Annotated in this window: 13 protein-coding genes and 1 CRISPR repeat array (1 of these 14 running past the window's edge); of the genes, 12 read left to right on the top strand and 1 reads right to left on the bottom strand. The window is 53.0% G+C overall.

Features of this window, described 5'->3' with window-relative positions; all coding sequences use genetic code 11:
* Positions 1 to 33: 33 nt before the first annotated feature.
* Entirely contained in the window at positions 34 to 444 is a 411-nt protein-coding gene (locus tag EV680_RS12125) for a helix-turn-helix domain-containing protein (RefSeq protein WP_481557203.1), read from the top strand.
* A gap of 396 nt (positions 445 to 840) precedes the next feature.
* Positions 841 to 1,875 carry a phosphoribosylformylglycinamidine cyclo-ligase gene (gene purM, locus EV680_RS06705; RefSeq protein WP_132953974.1) on the top strand — a complete coding sequence of 345 codons (1,035 nt, stop codon included), beginning with the start codon at positions 841 to 843 and terminating at the stop codon, positions 1,873 to 1,875.
* Positions 1,876 to 1,962: 87 nt separating this feature from the next.
* On the opposite strand, the gene EV680_RS06710 is transcribed toward purM, so the two are convergent.
* Positions 1,963 to 3,978, bottom strand: coding sequence for an LTA synthase family protein (locus EV680_RS06710; RefSeq protein WP_132953975.1), 2,016 nt, complete (start codon positions 3,976 to 3,978; stop codon positions 1,963 to 1,965).
* A gap of 224 nt (positions 3,979 to 4,202) precedes the next feature.
* Between EV680_RS06710 and EV680_RS12185 the strand changes: the two genes are divergently transcribed.
* The 10 genes from EV680_RS12185 to cas6 all read left to right on the top strand — a co-directional run bounded on the left by EV680_RS12185 (position 4,203) and on the right by cas6 (position 13,917).
* The gene (locus EV680_RS12185) at positions 4,203 to 4,328 is read left to right on the top strand and encodes a hypothetical protein (protein WP_279387854.1); all 126 of its coding nucleotides are present in this window, start codon (positions 4,203 to 4,205) and stop codon (positions 4,326 to 4,328) included.
* Positions 4,329 to 4,332: 4 nt separating this feature from the next.
* Positions 4,333 to 4,659 carry a hypothetical protein gene (locus EV680_RS06715; RefSeq protein ID WP_132953976.1) on the top strand — a complete coding sequence of 109 codons (327 nt, stop codon included), beginning with the start codon at positions 4,333 to 4,335 and terminating at the stop codon, positions 4,657 to 4,659.
* Between the two features lie 305 nt (positions 4,660 to 4,964).
* Positions 4,965 to 6,098 (top strand): aminotransferase class V-fold PLP-dependent enzyme, encoded by a 1,134-nt coding sequence (locus EV680_RS06720; RefSeq protein ID WP_132953977.1) that lies wholly within the window; start codon positions 4,965 to 4,967, stop codon positions 6,096 to 6,098.
* 110 nt (positions 6,099 to 6,208) lie between these two features.
* A complete protein-coding gene (locus tag EV680_RS06725) occupies positions 6,209 to 6,445 on the top strand; it encodes a hypothetical protein (RefSeq protein WP_132953978.1) in 237 nt (78 codons plus the stop codon).
* A gap of 14 nt (positions 6,446 to 6,459) precedes the next feature.
* A complete protein-coding gene (gene cas10, locus EV680_RS06730) occupies positions 6,460 to 9,144 on the top strand; it encodes a type III-A CRISPR-associated protein Cas10/Csm1 (protein ID WP_132953979.1) in 2,685 nt (894 codons plus the stop codon).
* Positions 9,144 to 9,530 (top strand): type III-A CRISPR-associated protein Csm2, encoded by a 387-nt coding sequence (csm2, locus tag EV680_RS06735; RefSeq protein WP_207894306.1) that lies wholly within the window; start codon positions 9,144 to 9,146, stop codon positions 9,528 to 9,530. The genes cas10 and csm2 overlap by 1 nt, the downstream gene beginning before the upstream one ends.
* Before the next feature lie 12 nt (positions 9,531 to 9,542).
* A complete protein-coding gene (gene csm3, locus EV680_RS06740) occupies positions 9,543 to 10,253 on the top strand; it encodes a type III-A CRISPR-associated RAMP protein Csm3 (RefSeq protein ID WP_132953981.1) in 711 nt (236 codons plus the stop codon).
* A 4-nt stretch (positions 10,254 to 10,257) separates the two neighbouring features.
* The gene (gene csm4, locus EV680_RS06745; RefSeq protein WP_132953982.1) at positions 10,258 to 11,193 is read left to right on the top strand and encodes a type III-A CRISPR-associated RAMP protein Csm4; all 936 of its coding nucleotides are present in this window, start codon (positions 10,258 to 10,260) and stop codon (positions 11,191 to 11,193) included.
* A 50-nt stretch (positions 11,194 to 11,243) separates the two neighbouring features.
* Entirely contained in the window at positions 11,244 to 12,953 is a 1,710-nt protein-coding gene (locus tag EV680_RS06750; RefSeq protein WP_132953983.1) for an RAMP superfamily CRISPR-associated protein, read from the top strand.
* A gap of 16 nt (positions 12,954 to 12,969) precedes the next feature.
* Positions 12,970 to 13,917 carry a CRISPR system precrRNA processing endoribonuclease RAMP protein Cas6 gene (cas6, locus tag EV680_RS06755; protein ID WP_132953984.1) on the top strand — a complete coding sequence of 316 codons (948 nt, stop codon included), beginning with the start codon at positions 12,970 to 12,972 and terminating at the stop codon, positions 13,915 to 13,917.
* An 85-nt stretch (positions 13,918 to 14,002) separates the two neighbouring features.
* A CRISPR array of direct repeats spans positions 14,003 to 14,764; the repeat unit is 36 nt; unit sequence AATTCAAAAAAGCCCCATCAAATCGGGGATTAAGAC; it runs 1,705 nt beyond the window's last position.

Below are 14,764 nucleotides of genomic sequence, written 5' to 3' on the forward strand. Positions count from 1 at the left end.
CTGAAAAAATACACCGCGCTTTATCAGAAAAACATCCCCGGCATCAGCGACTACGGCCGCGAGCTGCTGCTCAACCACCCGTGGCCGGGCAATATCCGCGAGCTGGAAAACGTGATCGAGCGCGGCGTGATTCTCACCGACCACAACCGCCCCATCCAAGCCGAAGCCCTGTTTGCCGGCCTCGCCGCCGCGCCCGCCCTCCTAGCCATTTCCGCCCAAGCAGGCACCTTGGCCAGCGCCCCGGCCGGCAGCAGCAACGAAGCCTATATCCAAAACCTGCTCGAAACCGATTTCAACCTCGATAAATGGAACGAGCAAATCATGCTCGCCGCCATCAAACAAAGCGGCGGCAATATTTCCGATGCCGCCCGCAAGCTCGGCATCAGCCGCCCCACGCTCGCTTATCAGTTGAAAAAATACCGGCAGGAAGATCTCAATCCCTAAACCGCCATTGCATGATATAGTTAAATGAATGAAAAACTTATACAAAAATAAGAAATTTAGCATCATGTGTAGGGTGTGTGGCGCAGCCACGCACGCGGTTTAAACGGCTTCTGCATATGGCTTGCTACATGCGCCTGTATAAGTTTTTCTTTCATTCCACTATATTGAAAGGCCGTCTGAAAAGTTTTCAGACGGCCTTTGCCAAACCCAAGCCTGCCGCTTCCCAATATTGCACTCAAAGAAGCGCTGAATAACGCATTGCGCCGGCGTTTTTCAGAGCCTCCTTAAAAACCCAACCTCAGGCCGTCTGAAATAATTTCCCCGCCAAGCGCAAAGCCGCAGCGAAATCGGGTAAAATACGCCCGATTCCACCTGACCGAAAAGGCCTTGTTTAAAATGAGCAATTCACTGAGCTACCGCGATGCCGGTGTCGATATCGACGCGGGCGACCAATTGGTTGAAAACATCAAACCTTTTGCCAAGCGCACCATGCGCCCCGAAGTGCTGGGCGATTTGGGCGGCTTCGGCGCGCTGGTGGAAATCAGCAAAAAATACCGCAACCCGGTGCTGGTGTCGGGCACCGACGGCGTGGGCACCAAACTCAAACTCGCTTTCGATTGGGACAAACACGACACCGTGGGCATTGATTTAGTGGCCATGAGCGTAAACGATATTCTCGTGCAAGGCGCAGAGCCTTTGTTTTTCCTCGATTATTTCGCCTGCGGCAAACTCGATGTGGCGCGCGCCACCGATGTGATTAAAGGCATTGCCGCCGGCTGCGAAGAATCGGGCTGCGCGCTGATTGGCGGCGAAACCGCCGAAATGCCCGGCATGTATCCCGAGGGCGAATACGATTTGGCGGGCTTTGCCGTGGGCGTGGTGGAAAAAGACCAAGTAATCAACGGGCGCAGCATCGTGCCCGGCGATGTGGTGCTGGGCTTGGCCTCCAACGGCGCCCATTCCAACGGCTATTCGCTCGTGCGTAAAATCATCGAACGCGACCAGCCCGATTTGGATGCCGAATTCGACAACGGCCAAACCCTGCGTCAAGCCATCATCGCGCCCACCCGCCTTTATGTGAAGCCGATTCTGGCCGCGCTCAAACAATTCACCATCAAAGGCATGGCGCACATCACCGGCGGCGGCATCACCGAAAACGTGCCGCGTGTGCTGCCCGAAAACACCGTTGCCCAAATCGATGCCAAAGCGTGGCCGTTGCCGAAGTTGTTCCAATGGCTGCAACAAGGCGGCAATGTCGAAACTCAAGAAATGTACCGCACCTTCAATTGCGGCATCGGCATGGTGGTGATTGTCGCCGCCGAAGATGCCGAAGCCGTGCAGGCATTCTTGGCCGGACAAGGCGAAACCGTGTATCGCTTGGGCGAAATCCGCAGCCGCGTAGGCGACGAGCACCAAACCCAAGTTGTTTAACAATCAACATCAATCAGGCCGTCTGAAACAAGTTTTACAGCAATTTTGAATTGTGCTGTAAAACTTGTTTCAGACGGCCTGATTATTTTACATCTGCTGCGTTACCATCCGGTTGAGCTGCCAATTTAGAAAGTCGGCATATGCGCTGCCTTTATCGATCAAAGCCTGCTCGTCGGCCGTCGGCGCTTCCGCTTTGGCTTCCGCACGCAAATCCGCGCTGTTTTGCCAACGCCGGTATTCGCGGCTGCTCAAATTGAAAAAGCCGTGTTCCGTCAACAACACCTCGCTATTGTAGCCATAACCGCACCACGGTGAAGAGGGTTCTGCCGCCACCAGATTGCAGCCGTTTTGATAATAATCGCGCTCGGATAAGGAAAGCGCATACAAGGTCGGCATCACATCTTTATGCGAGCCTGCCCGTTGGGGCCTGTAAACCGCTTCGTTGCGGTATTCGGGCGGCACATACAGATAAAACGGCACAGCGTGCCCCAGCGCCGTTTCGTTGGGCTCGGGATAGCCGATGGCGCGCATATTGTGGTCGCCCGTGGCCGCAATCACCGTATGCGGCGCGTGTTGTTTCACTTCGCTGATAAAGCGCCCCAATTGGTCATTGCTGTAGCGGAACGTGTTCAGAATTTCATTTAACGCTTCACCTGTCGCCAACTGGCTCAAACGGCTTTGCTCTTGGTTGTCCAACTTAAAGGCCAAGCGTTGATGCGGCGCAGGCAATTTATAAGGCGGATGATTGGTCATCGACATCATCATCACAAACACCGGTTTGCCGCTTTGCTCCGCTTCGGCCAACACCTCTGCCGCATAACGGAACATATATTCGTCCGGCACGCCCCAAGTATCTGATTTCGCTTCGGGATAGCGGGCTTTCAGCGTATTCTCATCCACAAAATCATCTACACCCAAATGCGTGAGAAAATTATTGAAATCGCGCCAGCCACCGTTACCCGCCGTAATATACATCGTGCGGTAACCTGCATCATGGTAGGGCTTGAACATATTGCTGATGAATGATTTATTTTTCGCTGTAGATTGGCTCAAATTCAGCTTGGGACTGCGCACAAAAAAGCGGTGCAGCGAATCGCTGGTGCCGTCGCCCTCGGAAACAAATTTGCGGAACACCCAATCTTGCTTAAAGTGCGGTGCCAATGCGCCCATCAAATCACGCTGCGGCGTATCCAACTGCAAGAGATGGCTGCCCATACTTTCCATCACCGCCAACGCCACATTCGGGCGGTGCGCCTCCACCGCAGCGTTATGCGGTGTTTTTACCACAAATTGCGACAACGCCGCCGATGCCGCCGGCTTGCCCTGCAAACGGCTGATAAGCTTGATTCCGTCTTCATCAGAAACCTCATCAAAAGAGCCGCTGTTCTTATATTCTTTACGCGCCCAATCCAAGGAAATCAAAGCATTGGGCACCAATCTGTTGAGTTGCGATGCCGCAGAAATCTGTGCCGAATCCTGCCGTAAAGGAAACTTACCCATCGAGCCGCGAATGCCCGCCGCCAGCAACAATAGCGGCAACACCGCCAAAACAGCTTTCAGCCAAAGGCCGTCCGTCTGCCGGACACGCTCTCCTGCCCGCAAACGCACGCGGGAAAGCAGCTTGTACCCCGCCCCCCCGACCACAGCCAAGCCCAGCAATACGCTTAAAACAGGGAAGTCAGACCACATGGTTTTCAACACCGCCGCAGGGTCCTCATCGACCAATCCGAACACAAACACATCAAACTGGCGCTCATAAACCCCGAAATAGAACACATTCGCCACCGTTGCAGTGAGCAGCAACAACAAAAGCCCGAGCAACAGCTTGTTTTGATGGCGGTCAAACCAGGCAGCCGATTTCACAGTTGCCAAACAGGCCGCCCCCAACAACAAAGGCAAAGCCACAACAATGGCACTGATTTTAATATCAAACTGCAATCCCTTGAAAAACATAGCAAAAACATCGGCCGCATATTCGTTTTTCACCGTATCCGACACATAGCGGTAAAATAAAAAAGCACGCCCCAGCCCCAAAATCAGCAACGACAGCAAAAACACCGCCAGCCATTGCACCAACCATTTTTTATAAAATAAATACCGCATTTCCCATCCTCAAATAACAGCCCGAGCTTTAAATAACAGCCCGAGCTTTCAGACGGCCTCAGGCTTACCGTATATCATCAAGCGGCACATTATACTGACATTTATCATCCGCCCGACAGCGGCAAATAATACCAATTCTAAAAAAATAAGATAACAAGGCGGCGAGCCGAAAATAGTGTAGGAAATTCTAGCGTTGTTTACAGTATTTGAAAGACAATACTGCAATGAGCATCCTCAAACACACCCAAGCCGAACACCAACAAGCCATGAGCGATTACGTTACCCGACATTGGGCGCAATACCGCGCCGGTGAAATCGACTTTGCCCAAGCCAAAGCACTGGCCAAATAAGCCAATGAACAAACACAACCAATCCGACATTCTCAGCATCAACCAAGTGCAGCTTTTGCTCTCTGAAAAGCGCACCTCGCTCTCGGTGATGCGCACCGGCATTGCCATGCTGGCGCTGCCGCTCTCCATTTTCAGCGCCCTGATTGCCACCTCCAAATATTACGAAATCACCCATGTGTGGCCGCTTTTGGCGCTGGTGAGCAGCATCAATCTGCTGCTGATTGCCTTTTCCGCCTACCTGATTATCCGCTCGCTGCGGCGCATGCACCGCTACGACCAAGCCATCGCCGCCATCAAGCGCGAACATGAAACGCTGAAAAAGCTGATTTGAGCACAGCAGGCGAGTTTTGAGCCAAAACATTGCCGCGTGATGAAATGTGAACAGACCCTATAGATACGGCAACTAATTATTGAATATTCACATCCTCTTGCCCGCAGCAGAAACCTGTTCCCTCTCCCGTGGGAGAGGGCTAGGGAGAGGGCAACAAGCCAAAGGCTTGTTTGCCGGTATCTGAAAATGTTCAATATTTAATTGCCGAATCAACAAGGTCGTCTGAAAACCCGTTCAGACGGCCTTTAAGCTTATCCGCAATAATGCTAATATCCGCCACACACCACAACAAACGGAGAAACTGCATGACCACCCTGCCCCGCCCCGAAATCGATGAACACGGCCTGCTCGAATATTCCGTGGTTTACACCGACCGCGCCCTCAACCACATGTCGCAAAAGTTTCAGACGGCCTTGCGCGAAATTTCCGCCACGCTGAAAAAAGTGTATGGTGCCGATTATGCCGCCGTGGTGCCCGGCAGCGGCACGTCGGGCATGGAAGCCGTGGCCCGACAATTGGCGCGAGATGAAAAATGCCTGATTATCCGCAACGGCTTTTTCAGCTTCCGCTGGACGCAGATTCTCGAGCAAGGCCGCATCGCCGCAGACACGCGCGTGTTCACCGCCCGCCAGGCCGACGAAGCGCAAGCGCCGTTTGCGCCCGCGCCAATCGAAGAAGTGGCCGCTGCCATCGCCGAATACCGCCCTGCCGTGGTGTTTGCCCCACATGTGGAAACCGCCTCGGGCATTATGTTGCCCGACGATTATATTCAAGCGCTCGCTAAAGCCGTGCACGCCGTGGGCGGCTTACTCGTCATCGACTGCATCGCCTCGGGCTGCATCTGGCTTGATATGCAAAAGCTCGGTATTGATGTGTTGATTTCCGCGCCGCAAAAAGGCTGGAGCGGCTCTCCCTGCTGCGGCCTGGTGATGCTGAGCGAAGCCGCTTATCAAAAAGTGCAAGCCACTGAATCCGACAGCTTCTCGCTCGATTTGAAAAAATGGCTCGCCATCATGGCCGCTTTTGAAAACGGCGGCCACGCCTATCACGCCACCATGCCCACCGATGCGCTTCTGATTTTGCGCGAGGTGATGCAGGAAGCCGAAGCCATCGGTTTCGATAAGCTCAAAGCCGCACAAACCGAATTGGGCGCAAAAATGCGCGCACTCTTGGCCGCACAAGGCTTCCCCAGCGTGGCCGCGGCCGGCTTCGAAGCCCCCGGCGTGGTGGTGAGCTACACCACCCATCCCGAAATCCAAAACGGCAAAGCTTTTGCCGCACAAGGCATGCAGATTGCCGCCGGCGTGCCGCTGCAATGCGGCGAACGCAGCGATTTTTCCACCTTCCGCTTAGGCCTTTTCGGCTTGGACAAGCTGCAAAACATCGAGCGCACCGTGGCCGCATTTGCCGATATTTTGGCGCGGGTGGAAAACGCTTAAAGCCAATACTGCAAACAGGCCGTCTGAAACGTTTCAGACGGCCTGATATATTGTTGTTTCTACTGTTCTTCAACACAAGTACGATTAGGCCGCAGGCCGTAATCGTATACATGGCTGTTCCCGCACCGCCGTCTTATACCAATCTACCAATTCAAAAACAAGCTGCCAAGGCAGTAAACCGAAGACAATACGGATACGGCAAGGCAGCGGGGTTATTTTTTGAGCCGGGTATTTTAGTTGAAATGAAAGCTTCTAAAAATACACAAATTTGTAAGACGGCAAAAAGTGTATATGTTTTGATAAACTGTATAAAAGTTCCAAAATTAATTCAATTTAACATTAAGTGAAGCGGAGTATTTCTATGCATTATGCCACCGCCAAAGTTGCTTTTGCTGTCTATCTGTATGGTTTGGGCAAATTTGCCGAGCGCGCCCGGCCGGAAGTGCCGGATGAAACGTTGCAAACCTATATCCGGATGTATTGTCCGGGAAAGTTTGCCGATGGCAAACCATCTGATATCCACACCCACAAGCATGCCGCCTACACTGCGTTGGCATGGGATATTCTAGAGCGGCATGCGCCGGATTTGGTGCGCGGCGATATGTATCCGTTTGCCGGCCGTCAAGCGGGTGAAGACAAAACCGATTCGCTGCTCAATGCCTCGGCCATGCACCACAAGCCCGACACCTTTCTGCAATGGATTATCGCCACAGCCGAGCGCGTGGCTTCCGGTTTCGAGCGGGAAGAATTCGAGCGGCACAACCAAACCGACGGTAACCAAGGCCTTAATCCCAAAAGCAAAACCGGTAAAAACCATGATCAGGCGCGCTTGCTGACCCTGTTTGAACAAATTTCCTTAAATGGTGAAGTGAGGCCGTCTGAAAATGCCGGATTGGATTACTGCTATCCGCTCAAGCCCCTATCGCCCGAAGCCATTTTCCCGCAATGGCGCGACACCGCCGAGCCGGCTGATAACGCACAGGCGCAAAAGGCATACCGCGACTTATGGCAGGATTTTCTACACAATTTGAAACGCATTCCGGCTTCACACCGCAGCAACTGGAATTTATGGCTGGATCATTTCGATACCCTATGGCAAACCTACACCCAGGCTATTCCTGCGGCAACCGCATTTGGCATGAAACCCGAGGTATCGCTGTATGACCACAGTAAAACCACCGCCGCGTTGGCGGCTGCTCTATGGCGCTGGCACGAAGCGGAAGGGAAAACCGATGTCGATGCTGTTTCCGCACTCAAAAGTCGCAGCGATTGGGACGAACAAAAAATCCTGTTGATACAGGGCGACTTTTTCGGCATTCAAAATTTTATCTTTGCCTCAGGCAGCCAAACCAATAAAAAAGCGGCCAAACTCCTGCGCGGACGTTCGTTCCAAGTTTCTCTGTTTGCCGAACTGGCTGCACTGAAAGTATTGCGCGCCTGCGCCTTGCCGCCGACTTCGCAGATTCTCAATGCAGCGGGCAAATTTATGATTGTTGCGCCCAATACTGCTGAAGTGCGCGAGGCTGTAACAAAAGTGCGCACAGAGATTAACCAGTGGTTTTTGCAACACAGCCTCGGCCAAGTGGCCCTGGGCCTGGCAACCCAACCCGCCGCTTGCAGCGATTTTGTTGATAAAAAGCGTTTCAAGGCACTGGTCAAACAGTCTTTTGAAGTGTTGGAACAGGCCAAATTGCAACGCTTCAATTTAACCGGCGCAGCGCCTGCCGTGTTGAATACCGATTATGAAAAAGGTGTTTGCCTTTATAACCAGCAACTGCCGGGTGAGGAAGGTGAAAAAAATCATGCTGTTTCCCGCCTTTCACAAGATCAAATCGATTTAGGCAGCGAGCTTACCCACAAAGAGCGCCTGATGGTGCTGGATGGTGCAGATGAGGTTTCAGACGGTGTTCATACCCGCAAGCTCAAGCTGCCGATATTCGGCTTTACCGTGGCCTTTACCGAAGAGCAAGACATCAGCGGCAAGTTCGGCAACCAAGCTAGAGCGGGCAGCCTGTTGCGCTTTTGGGATTTCAGCCTGCCGCAAAACATCCGCGATACCTTATGGCACGGCTATGCGCGGCGTTATATCAATGCCTATGTGCCGCACTTTAGCGAAGTTGATGAATGGCCGTGCAACAAATACGCGCCCGTTAAAGACACGGAAGATGCAGAAGAAGTGCGCGAAAGCAGCCCGAAAACCTTCAGCCATCTGGCCTGCGAAGAACGACACACAGAAAACGGCGACACCTTTGCCGGCAAAGTAGCCATTGCCGCGCTCAAAGGCGATGTCGACAACCTTGGCAATATTTTCCAGCAAGGCTTGAGTGAGCCGACTTTTGCCAAAATGGCCGCCTTGTCGCGGCAGATGAACCACTTTTTCAGCCTGTGGCTGCCCGCCTATTGCGCCGAATGTTATCCCAACACCTACACTGTATTTGCCGGCGGCGATGACTTTTTCCTTATCGGCCCGTGGCTGCAAACCCAAAAGCTGGCTGCCGATATGCGCATGCGCTTTGCTGATTATGTGGCAGGCAATTCAGGCATCACATTCAGCGCAGGCATTGCCGTGACCAAGCCCGGCCTGCCCGTAGGCAAGCTGTCGGCTTATGCCGAAGAAGCGCTGGAAGCCGCCAAAGCCTATCCGGAAAACAAACAGGAAGCCACCAAAGGATACGGCAGCAAAAACAGCATATGCCTCTATGGGCAAACTGTATCGTGGCAGCAATGGGGCGATATTCAGACGGCCTTTGAACGGATAGGCCGTCTGAGAGAAGACTACGGATTAAGCACCGGATTTATCTACAATATGCTGCAATTTAGCGAACAGGCAGAAGCAGAAAAAAGCGGCAATATCGCCGCCGGCATGTGGCGCAGCCGCTTTGCCTACCGCATCCGCCGCCACGTAAACGACAGCAAAAACATGACCGACAAAAACAACGGCTATGCCCGGCTTACCGAAGCCTTTTACCAAAACGGCATTGGGAAATTGGGTGCGAAATACCGCATTCCCCTGTTTAACCACTTCTACCTACTGAGGGCAAAATAATGGAACTGAATAAGATCAAACTGGACAAGCTGGAAATTGATATTTTCAGCGACACTGCCAGAAATGCTGCCGAACATATCAGCCAGAATAAGGATAAAAACAAATCCACCCAACTGCGTAAATTCTACGATGAGCTGACCATGTGGCACGACAAAGTGTTTCAGGCAGCCTCACGCGAAGAAGCCTATCAAAACGCGGCCCCGTTTATTCAAATGCTGAAAGCCAAAGCCGCTTATTCCAAAGGGCGAAAACATGTGGACGATAATTTTGTTGACGTTTTCAACCAAATCATCGGCCAAATCCACAGCCCCGACAGCCTGAAAAACGCCAAACTGTTTTTTGAAGCCGTGCTCGGTTTCCGCAAAGCCAACGAAGAGAAAAAATAACCGGAGAACATCATGCAATTAACCAATATCCACATTCTTGAAGCCACCCTGATTTTAGAAACCGGCCTGCACATCGGCGGCGGCGACAGCGAAATCCACATCGGCGGCATCGACAACGAAGTCATCAAGCATCCCGTCAGCGGCGAGCCTTATATTCCCGGCAGCAGCCTGAAAGGCAAAATCCGCAGCCTGCTCGAATGGAAAAGCGGCGCAGTGCAGGAAGCTCCGCTGGGCAAAACAGAATACGACCGCGCCCAAAACGAACAACAGCAAGCCGTTAAAGCCATTTTGCAGCTGTTCGGCATCAGCGGCGACACCCAAAACGAAGACTTTCAAAAAGAAATCGGCCACACCCGCGTATCCTTTTGGGATTGCCCCTTGAATAAAGACTATGCCGACCGACTTCGCGAAGACAACCTGCCGCTCACCGAAGCCAAAAGCGAAAACCGCATCAACCGCATCGCCGGAACAGCCCAAGACCCGCGCCAAACCGAGCGCGTGCCCGCCGGTGCCCGATTCGACTTCAAGCTCACCATTAAAGAATTCGACGGCGATGACAAAGCCCTGTTCGACACCCTGCTGCAAGGCTTGAAACTCTTGGAATGGGACAGCCTTGGCGGCAACGGTTCGCGCGGCTACGGCAAAGTGGCCTTTACCGCGATCACGCGCAATGGCGAAGACATCAGCTCATGCTTTGCCGCCATCCAACCTTTTGCGAAATAACATTATGCAAGCATACCGATTGATTATCCAACCCGAAACCGCCTTCGGCACGCCGCTGGTGGGCGACACCCTGTTCGGGCAAATCTGCTGGGGCATCGTCGAGCAATACGGCGAAACGCGGCTCGAGCAATGCCTGCAAGGCTATACCGACAAGCGCCCGTTTCTGATTGTTTCCGATGCCTTGCCCAAAGACCATCTGCCGCTGCCTACCCTGCCGTCGGCCTACTGGCAGCAAGATGGAGAAACCGACCGCAAAAAGCTCAAAAAACGCCAATGGCTGCCTGAAACCGCTTTGGCAGAAAGCAGCCGCCGCTGGCAGATGCAGGCTAAAAGCAACCATGAACTTGCCCCGCACCTTATCAGCCGCCACAGCCAGCCGCACAACAGCCTCAACCGCCAAACCCACACCACCGGCGCGGGCGGGCAGTTTGTCCCGTATGAAAGCGAGCAAATCTGGTATGCCGCAGAGCATGACTGGCAGATTTACCTGCTGCTGGACGAAGGCCGTCTGAACGCTGCGCAGTTGCAACAAATATTGGAAAATATCGGATTGAGCGGCTACGGACGCGATGCGGGCGCAGGGCTGGGCAAATACCGCATCATCAGCCTTGAAGCCACCGATTTATTTAAACGCCACGCAAAAGACAACGCCGTGTTCACCCTTGCCAACAGTTGCCCGCAAGACCTGGGCTACAATGCCGAGCGCAGCTATTACCACACCCAAACCCGATTCGGCCGCCACGGCAATGTGCAGGCCACCGCCGGGCAGCCGTTCAAACAGCCTGTATTGATGGCGCAAACCGGCGCAGTATTCAGCGGCGCGGTTTCAGACGGCCATTATGTCGGGCAAGGGATAACAGGCATTTCCAAAAGCCAGCCGCAAGCTGTGCAGCAAGGCTATGCCCCCGCGATCGCCTTTACGCTTGAAACCGATAAATAAAAACTAAACCGCTGCTTTCAGACGGCCTAGAAGAAAAAACGGAGCGCATCATGCCGCAAAATTTTCTACAAAACCACCAACTGTATCTCACCCCCTTATCGCCGCTGCATTTAGGCACAGGCGAAGACTACGAGCCAACCAATTACGTGATTTCAGACGGCGCACTGTATGCCTTTGATCCGTCGCAAGCTGCGCTTACCCCGCAGCAGCGCAACGAACTGCTGCAAACGGCCCAGCGCGGCGACACCTTGGCGATACAGAATTACTTCAAAAAGCACGGCAGCACATTTGCCGATTGCGCCTACAAAATTGTGGGGGTAAGCAGCGCCTTGGCAAGCGAATATGAGAAACTGGGCAAAGTGGCCAACCGCGAGCAGAGCGGTCAAAAAGTGGGCAATAGTTTTATAATTGAGCGCACCGCCGTCAATCCCGTCAACCACCAGCCCTATATCCCCGGCAGTGCGCTCAAAGGCTGCCTGCGCACCGCCTGGCTTGACCAACTGGCCGAAAAGCAGCCTTACAGCAAAGGCAGACCCAGACAAAACGATGCCGCCCATTATGAAACCGAATTGCTTGGCAGCTTCGCTTCAGACGGCCTGCGTCTGCTCAAAACTGCCGATTTTACGGCAAACGGCACTATCGCCACCCAAATCCAATATGCGGTTAATAAGAAAAAGCACATCGTTTATAAACGCGATATAGATGGTGTTTTTGTTTTAGATGGCAATGGCAACAAAATTATTGTGCAGGCCAAAGGTGTGACCGGCCGCCGCGAAACCATCCAACACGGTCAATACCGCGCATTTGGCGGAAGCTGCACCCTGCAAAGACTGCTGTTGGCGCATAACCCACCTATCAAACAGCCCAATGCAAGCCTGCCCAAAACACCACTACAAAACCTGCAACAAATCGCCCAAAATGCCAACCGCTATCATCTCAAACGCTTTGAAGCCGAAAACAGGCTGCTCGACGAGCGCGGCCTGATTCATCCGGAATGGCTGCAACACACCCGCAATCTGCTGGCTGCATTGAAGCCGCAGTTAGACGATGGCGAAATCATGTTGGTGCGACTGGGCAAACATGGCGGTGCAGAAAGCAAAACCCTGAGCGGCTTGGCACAAATTAAAATCAACGAAGGCAAAGATCCGGAGACCGGCAGACAACGCAGCAGTTTTCAGCAACACACCAAAACCGTGTGGCTGGCCGCTCAAGCCGCCACCGAAACCCACGGCTTGTTACCGTTTGGCTGGGCATTGGTTGAAATCGACCCGCAAGGCGGCAATGCCGCCCTGCAAAACTGGTGTCAACAAAACAGCAGCCATTTGAACGACATTCAAGCCCTGCAAGCCAAGCTGCACGAACGAAAACAAGCCGCAGCCGCTCAGAAAGCCGCCATCCGCGCAGAAGCCGAAGCTGCCGAGCGTGCCAAAATCGAACAGGCCGCCGCCGAACAAGCCGCTGCCGCCGCTCACGCAGCCGAGCTGGCCGCCATGAAACCCGCCGACCGCCTGATTGCCGACTGGACGCAAAAGCTGCGGGACTTCCCGTTCGACCCCCGCAACGACACCGCCAGCAACGTTTTTTTCAACCAACTGAAAACCGCATGGGAACAAGCCACCGCCGAGATGGATGACAACAGCAAGCAGCAAATCGCCACCGCCTTCTCGTTCAAAAAACTGGAAAATCTCAAACGAGGCTTTTTTATCAACAAGCGTGAAAAAGAAATCAAAGCCATGTTAAAACAACTGCGCGGTGAATAAAGGCCGTCTGAAAACCATGAACCCTAAAAACCCCCTCAACCTCCCCGCCGAGCTGCCCATCGCCCGTTACCGTTTCGGCTTTGCGCTGGAAAGCGAAATGCGTCTGCCCGAATATGCCGGCTCCACCCTTCGCGGCGTATTCGGACATGCCCTGCGCCGCCTTGCCTGCATGACCCGGCAAAAAGAATGCAGCGGCTGCCCGCTGCTGCAAAGCTGCCCCTACAGCCGCATTTTCGCCACCCCGCCCAACCCCGCACTCGGCAAAAGCAAAAGCCAAAATCCGCCGCAGCCCTACATTATCGAAGCCCCTGAAGATGGCAAATATCATTATAAAAGCGGTGAAACCTACCATTTCAACCTTGTGCTGATCGGAGGTGCCCGAGCGCAACTGCCCCTGATTGCCTTCGCTTTTGCCCAAGCATTCGAGCGCGGCATCGGCGCAATCAAAGGGCGTGGCAGCTTGCAACACATCGATATCGAAACCGCACAAGGCTGGCAGCCGGTATTTTCAGACGGCCGAATTCAGGAGCACGCCAACAGCCTGATTCTGCCCGAACGCTATCCCACCGCAGCCACCCTGCATATCCGCACCCCCATGCGCCTGCAAAGCAAAAACAGCGTATTGGGCATACACCGCATCAGCGCCGACATCCTTCTGCGCCAACTCATGCGGCGCACCTCCGCCATCGCCACCGAACACTGGGCACAGCCGCTCAATGCCGATTTCCCGCACCTGAGCCGCGCAGCCGCCACAGTCAGCGCCACCGGCGAATTACAATGGCGCGACTGGAGCCGCTATTCCAACCGCCAACAACAAGCCATAACCCTCGGCGGCATCACCGGCACTTGGCGGTTTGACCATTTGCCGCTAGAATTCGCCCAATTGCTGCATATCGGCCAATGGCTGCACATCGGCAAAGAAACCGTATTCGGCCTCGGCCGTTATCAGTTAAGCGATGGTTAAATCATGATTAGCTTTATTAAGACAGAAAAGTCCGGAAACAGCATTTTCAACCTTTTGATTAATCTAAACAAAACCACGCCCTGCTAATTCAAAAAAGCCCCATCAAATCGGGGATTAAGACCTCCGCTACACCCTCAGGCAGGTAGTGCTTGGAAATTCAAAAAAGCCCCATCAAATCGGGGATTAAGACTACTGCACGACTACCGTTCTTTCTGTCGCACTTCGAATTCAAAAAAGCCCCATCAAATCGGGGATTAAGACCGCGCATTGTCATACACCAGCGCATTGCCATACAATTCAAAAAAGCCCCATCAAATCGGGGATTAAGACGGTTGCGCCATTCCCATTTCGCATCTTCGATTTCAATTCAAAAAAGCCCCATCAAATCGGGGATTAAGACATTTTGATGGTTTTGCTCATGCGGCGCGGCCTATAATTCAAAAAAGCCCCATCAAATCGGGGATTAAGACATCATACCCGTCTTCACCCATATAACTATATGAAAATTCAAAAAAGCCCCATCAAATCGGGGATTAAGACTGTTTTACTCATGGCTCTACTCGATAATTAAGAATTCAAAAAAGCCCCATCAAATCGGGGATTAAGACGAGTACTTCCTTCGCAGCCTCCAGCAAGCGTTCAAATTCAAAAAAGCCCCATCAAATCGGGGATTAAGACTCGGTCAATATTTCGGGTTGCTTTTTGCGTTCAAATTCAAAAAAGCTCCATCAAATCGGGGATTAAGACTGTGACATCCGTTTCAACTGAAACGTTCTTATGGAATTCAAAAAAGCCCCATCAAATCGGGGATTAAGACCTCGGGTTTCAGGCGGTATTCCATGTTGTC

It is taken from the genome of Uruburuella suis (assembly GCF_004341385.1).
Taxonomy (GTDB): Bacteria; Pseudomonadota; Gammaproteobacteria; order Burkholderiales; family Neisseriaceae; genus Neisseria; species Neisseria suis.

Bases quoted from the DNA above. Each gene is read 5' to 3' on its own strand.
- csm2 (WP_207894306.1), top strand. From the start codon at position 9,144: ATGGAACTGAATAAGATCAAACTGGACAAGCTGGAAATTGATATTTTC.
- csm3 (WP_132953981.1), top strand. From the start codon at position 9,543: ATGCAATTAACCAATATCCACATTCTTGAAGCCACCCTGATTTTAGAA.
- EV680_RS06715 (WP_132953976.1), top strand. From the start codon at position 4,333: ATGAACAAACACAACCAATCCGACATTCTCAGCATCAACCAAGTGCAG.
- EV680_RS06710 (WP_132953975.1), bottom strand. From the start codon at position 3,978: ATGCGGTATTTATTTTATAAAAAATGGTTGGTGCAATGGCTGGCGGTG.
- csm4 (WP_132953982.1), top strand. From the start codon at position 10,258: ATGCAAGCATACCGATTGATTATCCAACCCGAAACCGCCTTCGGCACG.
- purM (WP_132953974.1), top strand. From the start codon at position 841: ATGAGCAATTCACTGAGCTACCGCGATGCCGGTGTCGATATCGACGCG.
- EV680_RS06750 (WP_132953983.1), top strand. From the start codon at position 11,244: ATGCCGCAAAATTTTCTACAAAACCACCAACTGTATCTCACCCCCTTA.
- cas6 (WP_132953984.1), top strand. From the start codon at position 12,970: ATGAACCCTAAAAACCCCCTCAACCTCCCCGCCGAGCTGCCCATCGCC.
- EV680_RS12185 (WP_279387854.1), top strand. From the start codon at position 4,203: ATGAGCATCCTCAAACACACCCAAGCCGAACACCAACAAGCCATGAGC.
- EV680_RS06720 (WP_132953977.1), top strand. From the start codon at position 4,965: ATGACCACCCTGCCCCGCCCCGAAATCGATGAACACGGCCTGCTCGAA.
- EV680_RS06725 (WP_132953978.1), top strand. From the start codon at position 6,209: ATGGCTGTTCCCGCACCGCCGTCTTATACCAATCTACCAATTCAAAAA.
- cas10 (WP_132953979.1), top strand. From the start codon at position 6,460: ATGCATTATGCCACCGCCAAAGTTGCTTTTGCTGTCTATCTGTATGGT.